The 16525-nt window shown below is 43.9% G+C and carries 16 protein-coding genes and 2 pseudogenes; 10 read left to right on the top strand and 8 right to left on the bottom strand.

Annotated features, from left to right (window positions below; translation table 11 throughout):
* Window positions 1-101: 101 nt before the first annotated feature.
* The 4 genes from SVI_RS06105 (at window position 102) to SVI_RS06090 (ending at window position 6487) form a co-directional block, all read left to right on the top strand.
* Window positions 102-2420 (top strand): TonB-dependent receptor, encoded by a 2319-nt coding sequence (locus tag SVI_RS06105; protein WP_231847776.1) that lies wholly within the window; start codon window positions 102-104, stop codon window positions 2418-2420.
* 271 nt (window positions 2421-2691) lie between these two features.
* Window positions 2692-3414, top strand: a complete 723-nt coding sequence (locus tag SVI_RS06100) for a substrate-binding periplasmic protein (RefSeq protein ID WP_013050601.1) — start codon at window positions 2692-2694, stop codon at window positions 3412-3414.
* 248 nt (window positions 3415-3662) lie between these two features.
* Window positions 3663-5900, top strand: coding sequence for an acyl-CoA dehydrogenase (locus tag SVI_RS06095; protein WP_013050600.1), 2238 nt, complete (start codon window positions 3663-3665; stop codon window positions 5898-5900).
* A gap of 263 nt (window positions 5901-6163) precedes the next feature.
* On the top strand, window positions 6164-6487 hold the full coding sequence (locus tag SVI_RS06090; protein WP_013050598.1) for a YecR-like lipofamily protein: 324 nt from the start codon (window positions 6164-6166) through the stop codon (window positions 6485-6487).
* 47 nt (window positions 6488-6534) lie between these two features.
* Here the strand turns inward: SVI_RS06090 and SVI_RS06085 are convergent, their stop codons facing one another.
* Both SVI_RS06085 and SVI_RS06080 read right to left on the bottom strand, forming a co-directional pair.
* Window positions 6535-7542 carry a sensor domain-containing diguanylate cyclase gene (locus tag SVI_RS06085; RefSeq protein ID WP_013050597.1) on the bottom strand — a complete coding sequence of 336 codons (1008 nt, stop codon included), beginning with the start codon at window positions 7540-7542 and terminating at the stop codon, window positions 6535-6537.
* A gap of 378 nt (window positions 7543-7920) precedes the next feature.
* Window positions 7921-8271, bottom strand: coding sequence for a winged helix-turn-helix transcriptional regulator (locus tag SVI_RS06080; RefSeq protein ID WP_041419739.1), 351 nt, complete (start codon window positions 8269-8271; stop codon window positions 7921-7923).
* A gap of 184 nt (window positions 8272-8455) precedes the next feature.
* Between SVI_RS06080 and SVI_RS06075 the strand changes: the two genes are divergently transcribed.
* Window positions 8456-9223 (top strand): SDR family NAD(P)-dependent oxidoreductase, encoded by a 768-nt coding sequence (locus SVI_RS06075; protein WP_041420237.1) that lies wholly within the window; start codon window positions 8456-8458, stop codon window positions 9221-9223.
* A gap of 61 nt (window positions 9224-9284) precedes the next feature.
* Complete coding sequence (locus SVI_RS06070) at window positions 9285-9956, top strand: cupin domain-containing protein (RefSeq protein WP_041419738.1); 672 nt, start codon at window positions 9285-9287, stop codon at window positions 9954-9956.
* Between the two features lie 46 nt (window positions 9957-10002).
* Here SVI_RS06070 and rsmS read toward each other — a convergent pair whose 3' ends face one another.
* Complete coding sequence (rsmS, locus tag SVI_RS06065; protein ID WP_013050593.1) at window positions 10003-10221, bottom strand: pleiotropic regulatory protein RsmS; 219 nt, start codon at window positions 10219-10221, stop codon at window positions 10003-10005.
* A 316-nt stretch (window positions 10222-10537) separates the two neighbouring features.
* Between rsmS and SVI_RS06060 the strand changes: the two genes are divergently transcribed.
* The 3 genes from SVI_RS06060 to SVI_RS06050 all read left to right on the top strand — a co-directional run bounded on the left by SVI_RS06060 (window position 10538) and on the right by SVI_RS06050 (window position 12203).
* Window positions 10538-10789 carry a hypothetical protein gene (locus SVI_RS06060; protein ID WP_013050591.1) on the top strand — a complete coding sequence of 84 codons (252 nt, stop codon included), beginning with the start codon at window positions 10538-10540 and terminating at the stop codon, window positions 10787-10789.
* A gap of 148 nt (window positions 10790-10937) precedes the next feature.
* The gene (locus SVI_RS06055; RefSeq protein WP_013050590.1) at window positions 10938-11648 is read left to right on the top strand and encodes a tRNA (adenine(22)-N(1))-methyltransferase; all 711 of its coding nucleotides are present in this window, start codon (window positions 10938-10940) and stop codon (window positions 11646-11648) included.
* A gap of 39 nt (window positions 11649-11687) precedes the next feature.
* On the top strand, window positions 11688-12203 hold the full coding sequence (locus SVI_RS06050; RefSeq protein WP_013050589.1) for an NUDIX hydrolase: 516 nt from the start codon (window positions 11688-11690) through the stop codon (window positions 12201-12203).
* Between the two features lie 69 nt (window positions 12204-12272).
* Here the strand turns inward: SVI_RS06050 and SVI_RS21860 are convergent.
* The 4 genes and pseudogenes from SVI_RS21860 to SVI_RS06040 all read right to left on the bottom strand — a co-directional run bounded on the left by SVI_RS21860 (window position 12273) and on the right by SVI_RS06040 (window position 14049).
* Window positions 12273-12578 (bottom strand): annotated as a pseudogene (locus SVI_RS21860) (sodium/glutamate symporter).
* 24 nt (window positions 12579-12602) lie between these two features.
* Window positions 12603-12764: a hypothetical protein gene (locus SVI_RS21855; protein WP_231847775.1), complete on the bottom strand. Its 162-nt coding sequence runs from the start codon at window positions 12762-12764 to the stop codon at window positions 12603-12605.
* A 68-nt stretch (window positions 12765-12832) separates the two neighbouring features.
* Window positions 12833-13242: pseudogene (locus tag SVI_RS21850) on the bottom strand (sodium/glutamate symporter).
* A 372-nt stretch (window positions 13243-13614) separates the two neighbouring features.
* Window positions 13615-14049, bottom strand: coding sequence for a hypothetical protein (locus tag SVI_RS06040; RefSeq protein WP_013050582.1), 435 nt, complete (start codon window positions 14047-14049; stop codon window positions 13615-13617).
* A 104-nt stretch (window positions 14050-14153) separates the two neighbouring features.
* Between SVI_RS06040 and SVI_RS21400 the strand changes: the two genes are divergently transcribed.
* Window positions 14154-14393: a hypothetical protein gene (locus tag SVI_RS21400; RefSeq protein ID WP_157608661.1), complete on the top strand. Its 240-nt coding sequence runs from the start codon at window positions 14154-14156 to the stop codon at window positions 14391-14393.
* Window positions 14394-14664: 271 nt separating this feature from the next.
* On the opposite strand, the gene SVI_RS06035 is transcribed toward SVI_RS21400, so the two are convergent.
* Window positions 14665-15957, bottom strand: a complete 1293-nt coding sequence (locus SVI_RS06035) for a dicarboxylate/amino acid:cation symporter (RefSeq protein ID WP_013050579.1) — start codon at window positions 15955-15957, stop codon at window positions 14665-14667.
* Window positions 15958-16525: the final 568 nt, after the last annotated feature.

Below are 16525 nucleotides of genomic sequence, written 5' to 3'. Positions count from 1 at the left end.
ATACTCTTACCAAGGATTTAACCCCGTGCTAACATCTGCCGCAATTTTTACAATAATGATTCTCATTCGTATAACTATATTTCGAAATGCAGACAGGACCCATGATGAAACAAAACGCAATAACACTCGCTATTCGCACTAGCATACTCTGCTCACTCATGCTTCCAGGCATGGCTAATGCCGATGACCAAGCCATAGAAAGAATCATGGTGACAGGTCAGAAAGTAGACAGGACACTACAAGAAACTACCGCCAGTGTCGCTGTGATCACCAGCAAGCAGATCGAAGATCAGAATATCAACGATCTTTATGATGCACTCGAGCGTACTCCAAACGTTAACGGTGACCTTCGCAATGGCTTTAGCATACGTGGCATAGATGCTTATAACGTTTCAGGTGGCGGCTCGAGCAACTTAGCCTCCCTGTATATTGATGGTGCCGTCATGCCCTTCGATATAATTCGTCAAGGCGGTTTCTCAACTTGGGATGTCAGCCAGATAGAAATTCTGCGTGGTCCTCAATCAACCCTTCAGGGACGTAACTCCTTGGCTGGCGCAATCATAATGCGTACGGTGGACCCAAGCTTCGAATGGGAAGGTAAGGCCAGACTCGGTGTGGGCGAATACGGCCAACGGGAATATGCGGCAGCCATAGGCGGTGAGGTTATCGAAGATGAAGTTGCCTTCAGAGCCAGCGCCGATAAAAATGATTTTGACGGATATATCGACAATACGTTCACTGGAGAGACGGCGGATCACAACGATAATGAAACCTACCGCTTAAAACTCAAGTATCAGCCATCTAGTTTTCAAGATTTTTATGCTCAAATAGGCTATACCAAGAATAAAACAAACTTAGGCATACGAGGTACCAGTACCTTAGCAGCAGATGGCAGCAAGTTAGCAGATCCTTTCGCTCACCGACAAGTATCTCTCGATCTAGCCAGTTTTACCTTCACCGATATGGATATATACACCTTAGAGCTCAACTATGACATCAACGACATCTGGACAGCTTCCGCCGTCAGCACTTACTCCACCGTCGAAGCTGGTTTTAGCTGGGACGATGATGCTACCTCTGAGCCAACGGCAGCTCGATTCTGGAATAATCAGGAAGATACTTTCAGTCAGGAAGTAAAATTTGTCTTCGATACCGAACAATTTTCCGGTGTAATTGGCGGCTTCTATGCAAATCAGGAGAATGAAATTACCTCCCATGGCCAGCGATATATCTCCTTCCAAAGACTAGGTGTACCAGCATTGCTAGTCACTTCTCCAGATGATGGAGGTTTAGGCCTGCCACAATCTCTTGCGGACATGGTATTAGGCCTATACGCCGATGTGGATCCTGTGCTTATCTATAATGAAGCATTAACCAAGCAAAGCGTGACTAACTTAGCCCTGTACGGCGACGCCGTTTATAAGATCAATGATAGTTGGGATATCTTTGCCGGTTTCCGTTTCGATCGTGAAAAACAGGAAAATGAATCCGATGGTGATGTGTCCATCAGCAACGCTTATCTGATGCCGGACCCAAGCAACCCAGCATTCGACCCTATGACCAGTGCGCTAGTTGCTGGCATCAATCAAAAACTGCTGGGTTTTGCCAGCAGTGCCTCGGGAGTTGAACCCTTACTTGATGCTTCATTCAATGCCTTCCTGCCAAAACTCGGTGCCAGTTATCATTGGAACAGCGATATCACCACCAGCTTTACGGTACAACAAGGCTATCGCTCTGGTGGCGTAGGGACTAACACAGCAAGAAATACCACACATACCTTCGAACCCGAATATACCTGGAACTATGAACTGGCATTTCGCTCGGTCTGGTTAGAGGGCAGCTTAAGTGCTAACGCCAACATCTTCTATGTCGACTGGCAAGATCAACAGGTAAATGTACAGTTCTCCTCTAACAGCTTTGACAGTGAAACCCGTAATGCCGGTAGCTCTACGGTGCAAGGTTTCGAAGCTGAGTTTTTCTACCAGATTGACAGTGATTGGAATGTCTATGGCGGTCTGGGTTATGCCAAAACTGAGTTTAATGAGTTTAAAATTGTACTGCCTACCGTCACTTATGATCTATCCGGTAACAGCTTCGAAGATGCTCCCGAATGGACAGCTAACTTAGGTTCCACCTATCGCAGTGATGCTGGTTTTTTCGCTAACTTAAACGTCAGCTATGCAGGTGAATCATCGGGTATCAATAATCCTGCAGCTGCTGGGCTTGATCATTTACCAATGAACGATGAAAGAATCTTAGTCAACGCCCGTGTCGGCTATGAATGGGATAGTTTCTCCATCTATGCCTTAGGCACTAACATCTTAGACAATGAATATATGTCATTAGTGGATGTTGGCTATAATTTTCAAACATTGAGTGCGCCAAGACAACTTACCCTGAGAGTCGAAGCTCAGTTCTAACCAGAATAAGTAAGCTAATGATTAAACTTATATAAATTAATGATTAAATTTAGATAAACTAAATGAGCAGCAAGGGCTGCTCATTTTTATTTCTGGGTCAGAACTTCATTCACGAGTGTACTCCCTAGTACTCATCTCTCCTCTTAGACAAGACCTTTAACCACGACTAAAGTTTACTTAGGGCTAGATTCGGCCACCTTAATAATTAAATGTCTCAATCAAGTCTTAGTGTTGCCAGACTTAACTCAAGATATATCAACCGAGTAATACAATGAGTTCATCTCGAGTCATTCCATTTCTATTGATGCTTATAGGTATAATCGCAAACTTCAGCGCAGCAACAGAATTACATTTCGTGTCCATCGAAAAACTAGTCGAACAAGAGGTTGGCAGAGTCATTATCCCCGAGATTTATAATAAACTGGGTATAAAAATCACCATAGCACCAATGCCGGGAAAGCGCGCTCAGCAGATGGCTAACTCAGGTGCCATAGATGGTGAGATTATGAGGATATACAGCTACGGCGACGAAACCCTCAATACCATACGCATACCCACCCCTTACTATTATTTAGAGACCATGGCTTTTATCAGACAAGGTAGTAACGTTGTCATCCATAGCAGTGAAGACTTAAAAAAATATCGACTTGCTAAAGTGAGAGGCGTTAAGCATACCAACAAGATAACCCTCAATATGATAAATGTTCATGACGTTGATAGCACTGAACAGATGATGCAATTTCTGAATTCGGGCCATGTAGACGTCGCACTCACTAATACCTTAGATGGGGTAAAAATTATAGAAAAGCTTGGTCTGAGTAATATCAGGCCTATCGATAAACCATTGGCAGTACTCGACCTTTACCATTACATTCACAAGAAACATGAACACTTGGTGCCCAAAGTAAATGTCATTATCATTCAGATGAAGCTAAATGGAGAGATGCGAAACTTAATCAAAGATGCTGAACTCTATGTCATTGAAAATCTGTGATATGGCTTACCGGTACATTAAAACCAAGCAAACCAATCCTTTTACTCATTCTGCTCAGTAAAAATTAGACCTACATAGAAATAATTTACATTCAGCGCACACATGTAAGCCAATGAAAAGTCGACTATAAATGTCATATCAATCGAGCAATTCAAACACACGTTTAAATTACTTGTTTTGAGTTATTGATCTAAGTCTGATTTTATGTAGTAATGTGATCTGAATTTCTGGTCGGATGAGAGAAGAAAATGAGTCTAAGAACCCAATTAAAAAAAATAATGCCGAGCATTTCTACCACAGAGCAAGAGGCACTCGATGCCGGCGATGTATGGTTAGAAGGATCGATCTTTCAAGGCAAACCTGACTTCTCTGCATTAAGAGATATTCCGGTTGCAAAATTAACCGCCGATGAACAAGCCTTCCTCGATGGTCCTGTGACTAGCCTGATAGAGATGATCGATGACTTTGCTATTCAGGGTGATAAACATATACCCGATCACATTCTTAGCTATCTGAAACAGAACAAATTCTTCTCACTGATCATTCCAAAATCCTACGGCGGACTCGAATTTAGCCCCTACGCTAACTCAACGATTGTCGCCACCATAGCGGGCAAGAGCTCAGCAGTTGCGGTAACCGTTATGGTGCCTAACTCTTTGGGTCCTGGTGAGCTATTGATGCATTATGGTACCAGTGATCAAAGAGACTATTGGCTACCACGTCTAGCCAAGGGGCTCGAAATTCCTTGTTTTGCCCTGACCAGCCCAGAAGCTGGTTCTGATGCCGGTGGTATTCCAGATGTCGGCATAGTGACCATGGGTGAGTTCGAAGGAAAGCAGGTACTTGGCCTCTCTATCACCTGGGATAAGCGCTATATCACCTTAGCCCCTATCGCCACAGTGCTTGGACTGGCCTTCAAGGTTCAAGATCCCAAGGGTCTGCTTGGTGGCAAGGAAAACCTTGGCATTACCTGTGCGCTGATCCCTAAGTCTCATCCTGGTGTGCAACTGGGCAACCGTCACGATCCTATGGGCGTTAACTTCTATAACGGCACCACACGTGGCGAAAACATATTTATCCCTATGGATTTCATCATAGGTGGCCAGGCTAATATAGGCCGAGGTTGGTCTATGCTAGTGGCCTGTCTTGGCGCGGGTCGCGGTATATCTTTACCAGCCCTTGGCGCAGCAGTAAGCCAATGCTCATTCAAGTCTTCCGCAGAATATGCCGCCGTACGTGAGCAATTTGGATTATCCATTGGCAAGTTTGAAGGTATTCAAGAGAAACTGGCAGACATTGCCGGTAAGACTTACCTGCAAGAATCCATGCGAGTACTCACCACAGAAGGCCTTGGCATCGGCCTTAAGCCTTCAGTGGTTACTGCAATCGCGAAATATCATATGACTGAACTTGGCCGAGACATACTCAACTCAGCCATGGACATTCAGGCCGGTAAAGCCATTCAGCGTGGTCCACAGAATACTTTAGCCTCGGCTTATTTTGCCCAGCCTATCGCAATCACAGTGGAAGGCGCCAACATTCTTACCCGTAACCTGATGATCTTCGGACAAGGCGTGATGCGCTGTCATCCACATATGCAGAGCATGGTTGAGGCGATTCATAGTGATCATAAGAATGCCGATAAGGTGTTTAACAGCATATTCCGTAAAACCTTAGGTTACAGCGTCAACAACAGTTTGCGTGCATTCCGTTTAGGCCTACTGCCATTTACGGCCTCTTCAAGCTCGAAACTACCTGAGGTCGCGACATACGAGAAAGCAGTCAACAAGCTGGCTTCTAAACTGGCTGTATATGCCGACTTCTCGCTACTGGTACTGGGCGGGAAACTCAAGCAAGCCGAGATGTTATCGGCACGCCTAGGCGATGTGATGAGCTATCTCTACGCCGCCATGGCATCGATTCGTTATTACGAGCAGAAACTGCCTAGTGAGCAAAGAGCACAAGCGGCTCCTTACTTTCACTATGCCACTCGCTGGTCATTGTGTAAGGCTGAAGAAGCATTGCTTGCCTTCTTGGAGAACTTCCCATCATCGGCAACACGTAAGTTGATGCGTGTATTGACTGTGACCTTCTCGGCTAAGATGCCCAAGGTGAATGATAACTTAGTCAGAGAGCTTGCCGAGCAGGCCCAGCTTAATACCGAGTTTAAGAAGAACCTGACTCACTTGATTAAGCCTGTTGTCGGTGATGGTAACTACATCAACGAGCAAGCCTATCTGGCTAAGCTGGATTGTCTCGAGTTACTGGCTAAGGTCAAAAAAGGGCTTAAGAGCCGTGAATTCAAATCAGGAATTCGCTTCCCTATCACACTGGATAATGCCCTTGCTGCTAAAGTTATCAACGCCACTGAGCACAAGCAATTACAGAGTTACAACCTCAAGCGTGAGCGCGCTATCCGCGTCGATGAGTTCGATTTTAATATGAACTTAATTAGTGAAAAAGCAGATCTTAAAATAGCTAACTAGGTCTAGTTCTCACCATATAACGAAAAAATGCAGCCACTTGGCTGCATTTTTTTTATTTAAAATTGAGCATTAAGGCGTTAAAGATGTTACCCACATGATAACTAAGATGGTGCGCCTTGTGGCTTTTGAACGATATTTAGACAAACACACTTCATTTACTATTTTCAATGTGATCTTAAGCAAGTCATTGACTATGATGCCTAAAGCTAGAAGGAAGAACAGACAAGTCAAAAAGCCAACTTAACGGTAGTAATCAATAACTTATGAACAAACAACTAAAGAAGACACTGGTAATTGCAATCATAGCCCTGACGATGTCGGCATGTACATCCATGAAAACCATGGAGGCAACAGGCGGTAGCCTAGCCGATGGCATCATAGAGCTCTCCTATACCTACAACCAATACGAAACATCTCAATTCGATGAACAAGATGCACTAAAAACGGCATCGAAAAGATGTAAAGCCTGGGGCTTCAAAAAAGCGGACCCATTCAGCGGTGAACGAATCAGCTGCCGAGATAAGATAGGCTCAAGATGTGATGTGTATTTAGTCACCAAGAAGTATCAATGCATTGGTAAAAGCTAAATAAGCAAGAAGTCTTAATCTATTGGTAAAGGCTAAATGAGCAAGAATTAACTAACCAGTTTGGTTAGTTCAAATGCGAGAGGGTCATTCTGTTGCCAAAAGGAATAATCATGTTTGCCCCTCTGCTTCACTCGATACATGGCCCTATCTGCATGCTCACAAATAGCAATAAAGGGCTCTGAACAATCGAATAAACTGATACCTATGCTTAAGCCTAATTTAACTTCACAGGAATCTATGTAAACGGGTCTGCGATAGTGATCCAAAATGCTTTTAGCCAAGTTCACCAACACCTCTTTATTAATGTCGGTATGTAATATCACGAACTCATCCCCCCCGAAGCGAGCGAGCTGAGCTAAGTCTCCCGCCTTATCCTTAAGTGTCTGTGCCACGTCCATTAACACCAGATCCCCGAGCCGGTGACCATATCTATCGTTAATTTGCTTAAAACCATCGAGATCGATGAAGAAAAGTGCACCGCCAATGCTTGGCTGACTAACTTGTTGAGCATAAAAAGCTTGCTCTAGCGCCTTGCGATTGAGCAGATGAGTGAGAGGGTCACAGTGAGCTAGCTGGGCTAAATCAAGTTCGTAGCATTTCTCTTGGGTAATATCGATATGAGTCCCCATAATGCGAACCGGCCTAGATTCAGCATCATATTCGACGATGCGTCCTCTGTCTGATACCCAACTAACGCTACCATCTTTATGGATCATCCGGTAGATAGCTTGATAAGACTCAGTCTTGCCCGATACATGATCTTCAAACGCGGCGAGTACCCAATCTCTGTCTTCTGGGTGAAGTTTTTCTTTCCAGCTATCTACATGAGCCGACAGCTCTTGCTCCGAATAACCCAGCATGTGCCCCCAGTCTCGATTAAAGATGGTCAGTTTCCCGCTGGGAATATGCTGCTGCCAGAGACATAAGCCTGTACCATCTAAAGCTGCGCTTAACTTCTCCTCGATGCTTATATTCTGCCTTGTCAGCTCGATATTTTCATCTTGCAGCGCCTTTATCTTATCCTGAAATTTGCTGATTTTATTGTCTGCACACATATCCCTTGCATCCCTGACTGACTATTTTTCTGAGGTCCTATCTATGAGCTTAACGGAATAGCATGCTGTAATAAAGAGAGACGAGTCACGCTTTATTCGTCGTGTAGAAACCTACTAACGATATAGCTAAAAGTCTTAGTCATAACTGGAATACCTATCACCAAATACAGGCTTGCCTATATAAAGCTGTACAGGAAAGTGAGCTCGTCAGCGTATTGGTTGCAGACTCATCCAAGGCGAATGAATCCGGGAATTCCACTCTACTGCTTAAGTTAACCACAGGTGAACTTAAGCGTATGGTGAAGGTTAAAATAGGCAATATAAGAGTGGCAGTGCTAAGTTCATCGATTTGAACTCAGCAGTTTAACGGTGCAAATATTATTGCGCCTCTATCTCTTGTTGAAGCTCCTTAAGCGCATCCAAAATTGTCATAAACTTATTTCCGAAAGTCGTTACGTGATACTCCACTCGCGGAGGGATCTCCGGATAGCTAATTTTCGCTAATATCCCGAATTCGACATTACGCTTTAGGCATTGATTGAGCACCTTAGTGGTTAACCCCTCAACGTGGCGTACCATCTCACCGGGACGATTGATATCTTGAGCCAAGAGTTGGAATACGGTCAGAGACCATTTACAGCCAACTATGGTTTCGACCATACGTGTGCTTTCACTGGGGCTAACGACTCGGGGCTGTAAATTTGAAATTTCTTTTTCTTTTAAAGTCATAAAGATGTACCAAAAAGTACCTAGCTAACCTAATTGTACTTACTTTTATAATCTATCGATGAGCCATAAGATTATCACATCAAACGGCTAAAAACGCCGACCAAATAAGTAATCAACGAATAATCGACAAGGATTTATTATGACTGGTATAAAGACTCATTCTTCAAACTCATTTTCTTCAAATCTGAATTTTTCACATTCTGGCATAGCGCTTATTATTGGCGGCTCCAGCGGCATGGGCTTTGAATCAGCCAAACAGCTACTAGCGGCTAATATTCAAGTGGTTATTGTGGGTAATAATGCGCCTAAGTTAGCAAACGCCGTTGGCGAGCTCAGTGAGTTTGGCAAGGTATCTAGCTTACAAGCAGATCTGTCTCAAACAGGCCAAGTGCAACGCATCATAGACTTTATTGAGTTAGCTTCAACTAACATAGGTTATCTGGTCAATGCCGCCGGCTATTTCAACCCCAAGCCATTCATTGAGCACAGCGAGAGCGATTATGAAATCTATATGGGTCTGAATAAAGCCACCTTTATGATATCTCAAGCCGCAGTTAAGAACATGATGAAAAATGACGGTGGCAACATAGTCAACATAGGATCCATGTGGGCAAAGCAAGCGGTAAAAGCGACGCCCTCTTCAGCCTATTCCATGGCCAAAGCAGGATTACATGCCTTGACGCAACATATGGCCATGGAGCTAGCTGACGCTAATATCAGGGTCAATGCCGTTTCTCCTGCCGTGGTCAAGACACCTATCTATCAGTCCTTTATTGCACCTGAGCAAATGGATGAAGCCTTAGCAGGTTTTAATGAATTCCATCCAATCGGCAGGATAGGCACACCAACAGATGTTGCCAATGCCATTAGTTTTTTACTTTCTGATGCATCCAGCTGGGTTACAGGTGCCATCTGGGATGTCGATGGTGGCGTGATGGCTGGCCGTAATTAATCGAGTTTAGAGTTTAGAGCAAACATTCATCAGCATTTCGGGATCAACAAGGGGCCTTATTATGAATCCTTTACTAAATATAAATCTGAATATGGATTTTTCACAGCGAGTCGTTATCGACAGCAATGATATGGACTGGATCCCCAGCCCCCTTGAAGGAGTTGCCCGTAAACCTCTGGCAAGAGAGAACCAAGAGAGCGGCCATGCCACCAGCATAGTTGTTTATCAGCCGGGTTCACATTTCAGTGCTCATAGTCACCCAATGGGTGAAGAGATATTGGTGTTGCAAGGCACCTTTTCAGATGAAAATGGCGACTACCCGGCCGGGACTTACATTCGTAATCCGCCAGGCAGCAGCCATAGCCCCTTTAGCACCGATGGATGCACAATTTTTGTCAAACTTAACCAATTTGATATTCAAGATACTCAACAAGTGCGCGTCGATACCAAGTCAAATCTATGGCATCAAGGTATTGGAGGGCTCGAGGTCATGTCGTTGCATGATTTTGAAGGACAGCACACGGCGCTGGTGAAATGGCCTGCTGGTGAGGTTTTTCAACCCCATAGTCACTTTGGCGGCGAAGAGATACTGGTATTATCGGGACAGTTTGAAGATGAGCACGGCACATATCCGGCAAATACCTGGATACGCAGTCCGCATCTGAGCGAACATTATCCCTTCGTGAAACAGGAAACGGTTATTTTAGTCAAGCTGGGACACCTGCTGGTTTAACTCTATCTTAGGAATATGACCTAACACACAAACCTAGGTCTGTGTGTTAACTTGCAGCTTTACCTAATTTAGACATAAGGTCGGCTTTGACTATCTCGATGGCCGATAGCGCGACTTCCGCTTCTATCTGATGACTTTCGAAGAGATAGATAAGATCCACGGCCAATTTAATGTCCTCAGCAGCGTTATCCAGAGAAGAAGGGCATTCTAGCTCTGTATCGTTTACTGAGACCTTCTCTGATCCGGGTTTATTTGGCTTAGACATCTTGTTATCTGGAGTTGGTCGAATATTGGTTGATATTGTAGATATTTCTTATGAGAGCCACAAGCTTACTTTGTATCCCGATTTTCAACTTCTAACAAACACTATCAGCAAGCCCCAAGCTGCTCACTGCCCCTTGAGACCCGTTATCCAGCCCTGTAAATCTTGCTCTCCCTACAACTTTTCGCCTCGTATTCACTTCACCCCATAAAAAAATAACAAGAGATGCCTTATCCCGACGATTAAGTCTTTAGTGTTTGCCCCAGCAAAGATATAATCGGCAATAGATAACAAAGAAGACTAACTTAGATGGCGAATAATGAGCGAAACTAGCCCAGGCAAGACACAGAAACTCGATTTCTCAGCAATTAATAAGACCACAGCCAAATCATTTAATGCACAGAAGAACATGATTAAACGTATCTTCAAAGGCAATACGGTCTTGTGTGAGACCTGTAATCAGCCTCTCAAGCTTATAGTGCCTACAGAGAAACAGCAGACAGGAACCTATGGTGTCTTCTGTAAGAAGGGTTGTACTGATATTGAGTTAGAGCTAAATATGGTGCTTTAAGGCAACAAATACTCTTGCTAAAGCCTTCTCTATGGAGGCTTTAACACTCCCAGCCCATGTATAACCCTGTCTAAGCTTCACGGATCATTTCTACAAAACGGTATTTGAAGCTAGAATCCCCCCGATTGAGTACCAACGAGAACCTTCTGTGAAATTAAGCCAACGCCTAAGCCTGATAGATAAGATGGTAGACGGAGAATATGATCACATCTGGGATTGCTGCTGCGATCATGGCTTATTAGGTACTCGCCTCTTGAAACGAGGGGCCGCCAAGACCATCCACTTTGTCGATGTGGTTGAAGACTTGATGTTAGCACTTGAGTCTAAGTTACAAAGATTTTCTCCGGCTAACATTCAACAAGCTAAGCCCAGATGGCAGGTTCACTATCTCGACGTCGCCAAGCTCCCCCTTGCACAATATGGCCATAGCCAGCGACACCTGATCATCATAGCCGGTATCGGCGGCGATCTGCTTATCGAGTTAGTCAGTAAAATTTTGACTGATTATCCCGACAAAAAACTGGAGTTTATCCTCTGCCCAGTACATCACAACTACAAGGTGAGAAGCCAAGTATCCAAGCTCAAACTCGGCTTAGTCCATGAGTGCTTAATCAAAGAGAACAAGCGGTTCTATGAAGTCATGCATCTATCGACTCTAAGCTCGACACCTGTCTCCCTTGTTGGCTCACAGATGTGGGACCTTTCCAGAGATGACGACAGATATTATCTGACTAAGACATTAGCCCACTATCGACGCATGCAGCAAAATGCACCAACAAACGATGCTGAGATTGAACAGATCATTTCACAATACCAAGCAGTGAATGAATTAAGCATACAGCACAAGCTCCACGGCTAAGCCCTTGCCAACAATACTAAGATCATCTAGAGAAAAATTATGCGCCATTTAACAAGCACCACTCACCCGAAACTGAGTTCTCTCGAAGGAAAAACCTTCCATAGAAAAGCCGCCCGCGGCATCATTCTCGACGGTGAAAACATTCTTATGCTTTATACGGAGCGCTATCATGATTACAGCATTCCAGGTGGGGGAATAGATGCAGGGGAAGCCATCGAAACGGGTCTACTCAGAGAACTCGAAGAAGAGACAGGCGCTCAACATATCGAAATTATCGGTGAATTTGGTATCTACGAAGAATTCAGACCTTGGTACAAAGAAGATTTTGACATAATACACATGGAGTCATATTGCTATGTATGCAATATTCACCCCGAACTCGGTGCCACGAAACTGGAAGAACACGAAATTCAAAATGGCATGACCCCTGTGTGGCTCAACATATTTGAGGCAATTAAACACAACGAGCACACCATAGCCAACAGTCCCAAAAAAGGCATGTCTATCGAACGAGAGACCTACCTACTCAAGCGCATTGTCGAAGAGCTGTTATAAGCATTAACAGATAGACACTTAAGCGACACACTCAAACAATAAAAAGGAGCCTAAGTTCCTTTTTTATTGTCAGTTAACTGCCGCCTCATAATCTTTGCCCATCAGCCTAAATACTATAAATACAGTGAATAGAATCGACAGCAATACCTGCAACGTCATCACTACAGAGATATAAGCCAGGCTACCTTAGAGCTCCCAGATTTTCAGGCTCATCAAGGCCATGGTTAAGAACATGCCTAGACAGATATCTTGAATGAGTGATAAGCCTCTGGAAGCATCCTCGACATAACTTCTATCTTTCTCTTTGTCACGGTTGAGATAAACTCTGCCTAGATTACCAATAATAATACCCGCTAACAGACAAGCAACGAACATAGGCAGCTTAAGCCCAGCCTCTTGTCATCCGATGTCGATAAAGTAACCCACAATCAAGGTCACGTTTAACCATAACCAGGCGCGTAACACCCCAAAATAATCGACTTTTATATGATTGCGGTTATTATGGCTAGCACCGATATCTAAGTTAGTATCCAGATTAGGCTTCACATTATGGCGATTCATCAAATAAGCGGCAATGGACCACCAATGACATAAGCGGCAATAAGGCCTAATGTATTGGATGCTATACCTCACTCACTGGCATTAGGTATGCCTAGCTCCTCCACGAAGGTGGGTGTCCAAACCATGGCCGTGCCAACGCCACCGATTAGGGAGACAGAGCGAGACATCAAACCCGCTTTAGGATCTAAACCAAACAGAGTCGCAACACTGACCCCATAAAGTTTTGCAAGAAGATAAAAATTCTCGAAAGCACTAACAAGATGAGCAGCGGTTTACCGCCTTTTAGCAAGGTCACAATATCGGCCTTAAGCCCTATACCAGCAAAGAAATAGAGCAGTAGGATATCTCGGACATCCAGGTTAAATTCAATCTGGATACCAAAAGCATAATAGAGCCCCCCCACAATAGTCGCACAAGCAAAGCCTCCAGCCACGGGTTCTGGAATACTGTATTTTCGTAACAACTCATAGCGAGAGATGATAGTTTTACCTATAAACAGTGCAATAATGGCTAAGATAAACGATACAAAACCTTTAATTTCAATAACTTGTAGTTAAACCTATTTCTCTTCCTCCAAAAAACAAACAGATTGCTTTACATTCCATCAACACCAAATAAAAAGTTCATCATGAATGGGAAAGATGAATATAGGGAAAGAAGGCTGAATAAAAGTGAAATCAAAAAGATAAAAGAATTAATGGCTCAGATTTTCAGCACCAGCAAATAATATTGTGGACCTAATAAATGCAGACTATGCATTATTTCAGGGTGTAAATCTGTAGAATGAAGGTCTTGTTATTACCACTAAGCCTTTAAAAACTGTAAGAGACATGAAGAATCAGCATCAGCATTATTGGCGGGTATAAATCTGCAGGATGGGTGACTTGTTATTGCCAAATAAGAGTGTCATTGAGATGCTTTCTCCTCGTTTAAATTTCTGCTTATAGGTATGGGGAGAGAGACGCCTGCCATCTCCCATGAGCGCCATAACCTGATCACTTTTAAAGATTCGGCTACCCGATGATTGATTTTCCAGCGTCACTACGGCGCGACGATCGCCTTTTTCATTACTCATCAACACGTAATTGACCACAATAAATTCACTAATTTTGGGCTGTATATCACCGTCATTGGTGAATTTAAGCTCAACATCATTAGAGACGATTCTGTCGACACTAAAAACATCACTAGCAGTCTCATCATGAGCTGTATCGTTGGCGGAAGCGCTATTAAAACCAACCAATGCAGTGAGCAATAATAGGCTTTTTGTTAATTGACCGGACAAGTTAATCTCCTGTTTAAATGAAATATAAAAATTTATGCTGAGTCTTAAAGATAAAGCCTTAAGTGCTTCCACAGATTTTTAAACCGACATATTGACGATAAGCCATGGGTCATCAAATGCCTGAATCCTGGTTGCATCACCACTTTAGTCTTATAGTCACCATACAAAACCAAGACTCGGCGAGTGTATTGATAGGCTCTAAGATGTCGACAAACTCATGCACCAAGGGAGACTCCATCTCGCCTCTCGCTCGATTTGTGCTAACTGCATCTTTTCGACATTGCATCTTCCATAATGCCCGCTTAAAAGATCTAAATTCATTGAGTTCACAGACTCTAGCGTAAATTACCGTCTCCTGAAATACATAAGCCAAATACAAGTGTAAGCAAGGGCATTAATTAACAAGCTAATTCAGCTAGCTCACGTTACACCTCAGAAAGAAAACAATCACACAGATCTGTTTACATTCTGCCTAAGTATAAGCTGCACTATCACTATCACTAAAAAGGTTAATCATTGTCAGGTTCGGTGACCTCGTGGTCTTGCTCAGGGGAAATTAATCGCCAAGTTTCTCTTAAACCTAGAATGACAACACTATCACTATCACTAAAAAGGTTAATCATTGTCAGGTTCGGTGACCTCGTGGTCTTGCTCAGGGGAGAGCACCCAAGACTCTCCCTCGGTTCGCGCAATGATCACAGTGCCGCAGGCGTCGCTATAGACATTCACAGCGGTTCGCATCATATCCAAGATCCTATCAGTAACTAAGAGCAGGCCAATCGCCTCGAGTGGCAGGCCTATGGCGGCTAAAATTACGGTAATAGCCACTAAGCTTGCCGCTGGGATCCCTGCGACTCCAATAGACGTTAATAACGCCACGAGAACTATGGTGAACTGGGTTACTAGTCCGAGCTCCAAACCATATGCCTGAGCGATAAACATGGCTGCGACGCACTCATACAAAGCCGTACCATCCATATTCACCGTAGCGCCTAAGGGCAACACGAAACTGGCAGTCTTATGTGATACTCCGGCGCGCTTTTTCACGCACTCCATAGTCAGAGGTAGAGTGGCAGATGATGAAGCGGTAGAGAATGCCATCAACATGGCTGGCGACATCACAGATAACTGCTTTAGCGGACTCACCCCCCCAACAAATTTAAGCAAGAGTGGTAAAGCCACGAATGCATGTAACGCTAATGCCGTTATCACAGTCAACAGAAAAACCAGCATAGGAGCGAAGGCATTGAAGCCTGTGGCACTCACGGTTTTAGCGATTAATGCAAAGATACCGATAGGGGCAAACTTGAGGACAAACTGAGTGATAAGCACCATGGTCTTAGACACTCCCTTCCAAAAGTCTCGCAGCACCTCTCCCCTGCGTCCTTCCACACGGCCCATAAAGAAGCCAAACAAGAGGCTAAAGAAGATAAGCCCCAACATCTGTCCCTCTGCCGCTGCGGCGACTATATTGGTGGGGATCATACGGATAAATATCTCAATCAAGTCTTTACTGCCTCTGCCTTCGACTTTCATCAGAGTCGACTCGAGTTCGGCGCTATCGGCGTGCAGGTTTAACAGTTCACCTGCAGGCGCACCATCGATAATGCCTGGGCTGGTGATATTAACGACCGTGAGTCCAATCAAGATGGCAATGAGACTCGTGGTGGCATAATAACCCAAGGTCTTAAGCCCCAAGCGACCCAGATTATCTCCCTGGTTGAGGCTAGCCATACTGGAGATAATCGATGCCATGATTAAGGGCACTATCACCATCTTAAGAGCATTAAGAAACAGGGTGCCGAAAAAGCCATAGACTTGATAAATTTGACTGCTGGGAGGGGTAAGCAAGCCAATAAAAATGGCTATAACAATCGCTATCATTATCTGCCAATGAAGTTTCATCATTACACCTCAACGAATAAGCATGGTAACTACCCTACAAATACTAGTAAAACCCAGAGGAATTATCTAAATAAGGCCATAAATTAGTATGGTTTCGATGACAATAGTCTTTGCAACAGACTGAGTGATATCCCTTAGGGGTAGAGGCTGCATGCCAATCAGGCATTAAAATAATACGCTATCACAGCCACAGGCTAATGATGCGATGCCAGATGGCATCTTAAAGACCAGAGACAATATTGAATCAGAAAAGGCATTGAACGAGGAATATATTGAACAAGTAGACGATATCGAATCAGGAAAGCATTGAACGAGGAATATATTGAACAAATAAATAGTGCGAATACGTGAATATGCTGGGACACAAAGCTGAGGCGAACCTATGAGGATAAGTTCACTCTAAGGCCTATTTCCATTCCGAAAATTGCGGCCACACCCACTGAAAACAGTTGAACAGGGGTTATGCTCGCTAATTGTGATAAGGATTACGGCGACTTGCCAGTGTAGTTTATGGCCTTACTTTATTTTGGCCCTATTTTATCATGGGCCTACTTTATCATGGGCCTTGCTT

Source organism: Shewanella violacea DSS12 (genome assembly GCF_000091325.1).
Lineage (GTDB): Bacteria > Pseudomonadota > Gammaproteobacteria > Enterobacterales > Shewanellaceae > Shewanella > Shewanella violacea.
The sequence above is the reverse complement of the archived record's forward strand: the minus strand, read 5'-3'. Positions and strand labels throughout refer to the sequence as shown.

Bases quoted from the DNA above. Each gene is read 5' to 3' on its own strand.
- SVI_RS06105 (WP_231847776.1), top strand. From the start codon at position 102: ATGATGAAACAAAACGCAATAACACTCGCTATTCGCACTAGCATACTC.
- SVI_RS06100 (WP_013050601.1), top strand. From the start codon at position 2,692: ATGAGTTCATCTCGAGTCATTCCATTTCTATTGATGCTTATAGGTATA.
- SVI_RS06095 (WP_013050600.1), top strand. From the start codon at position 3,663: ATGAGTCTAAGAACCCAATTAAAAAAAATAATGCCGAGCATTTCTACC.
- SVI_RS06090 (WP_013050598.1), top strand. From the start codon at position 6,164: ATGAACAAACAACTAAAGAAGACACTGGTAATTGCAATCATAGCCCTG.
- SVI_RS06085 (WP_013050597.1), bottom strand. From the start codon at position 7,542: ATGTGTGCAGACAATAAAATCAGCAAATTTCAGGATAAGATAAAGGCG.
- SVI_RS06080 (WP_041419739.1), bottom strand. From the start codon at position 8,271: ATGACTTTAAAAGAAAAAGAAATTTCAAATTTACAGCCCCGAGTCGTT.
- SVI_RS06070 (WP_041419738.1), top strand. From the start codon at position 9,285: ATGAATCCTTTACTAAATATAAATCTGAATATGGATTTTTCACAGCGA.
- rsmS (WP_013050593.1), bottom strand. From the start codon at position 10,221: ATGTCTAAGCCAAATAAACCCGGATCAGAGAAGGTCTCAGTAAACGAT.
- SVI_RS06060 (WP_013050591.1), top strand. From the start codon at position 10,538: ATGAGCGAAACTAGCCCAGGCAAGACACAGAAACTCGATTTCTCAGCA.
- SVI_RS06050 (WP_013050589.1), top strand. From the start codon at position 11,688: ATGCGCCATTTAACAAGCACCACTCACCCGAAACTGAGTTCTCTCGAA.
- SVI_RS21855 (WP_231847775.1), bottom strand. From the start codon at position 12,764: ATGAATCGCCATAATGTGAAGCCTAATCTGGATACTAACTTAGATATC.
- SVI_RS21400 (WP_157608661.1), top strand. From the start codon at position 14,154: ATGGGTCATCAAATGCCTGAATCCTGGTTGCATCACCACTTTAGTCTT.
- SVI_RS06035 (WP_013050579.1), bottom strand. From the start codon at position 15,957: ATGATGAAACTTCATTGGCAGATAATGATAGCGATTGTTATAGCCATT.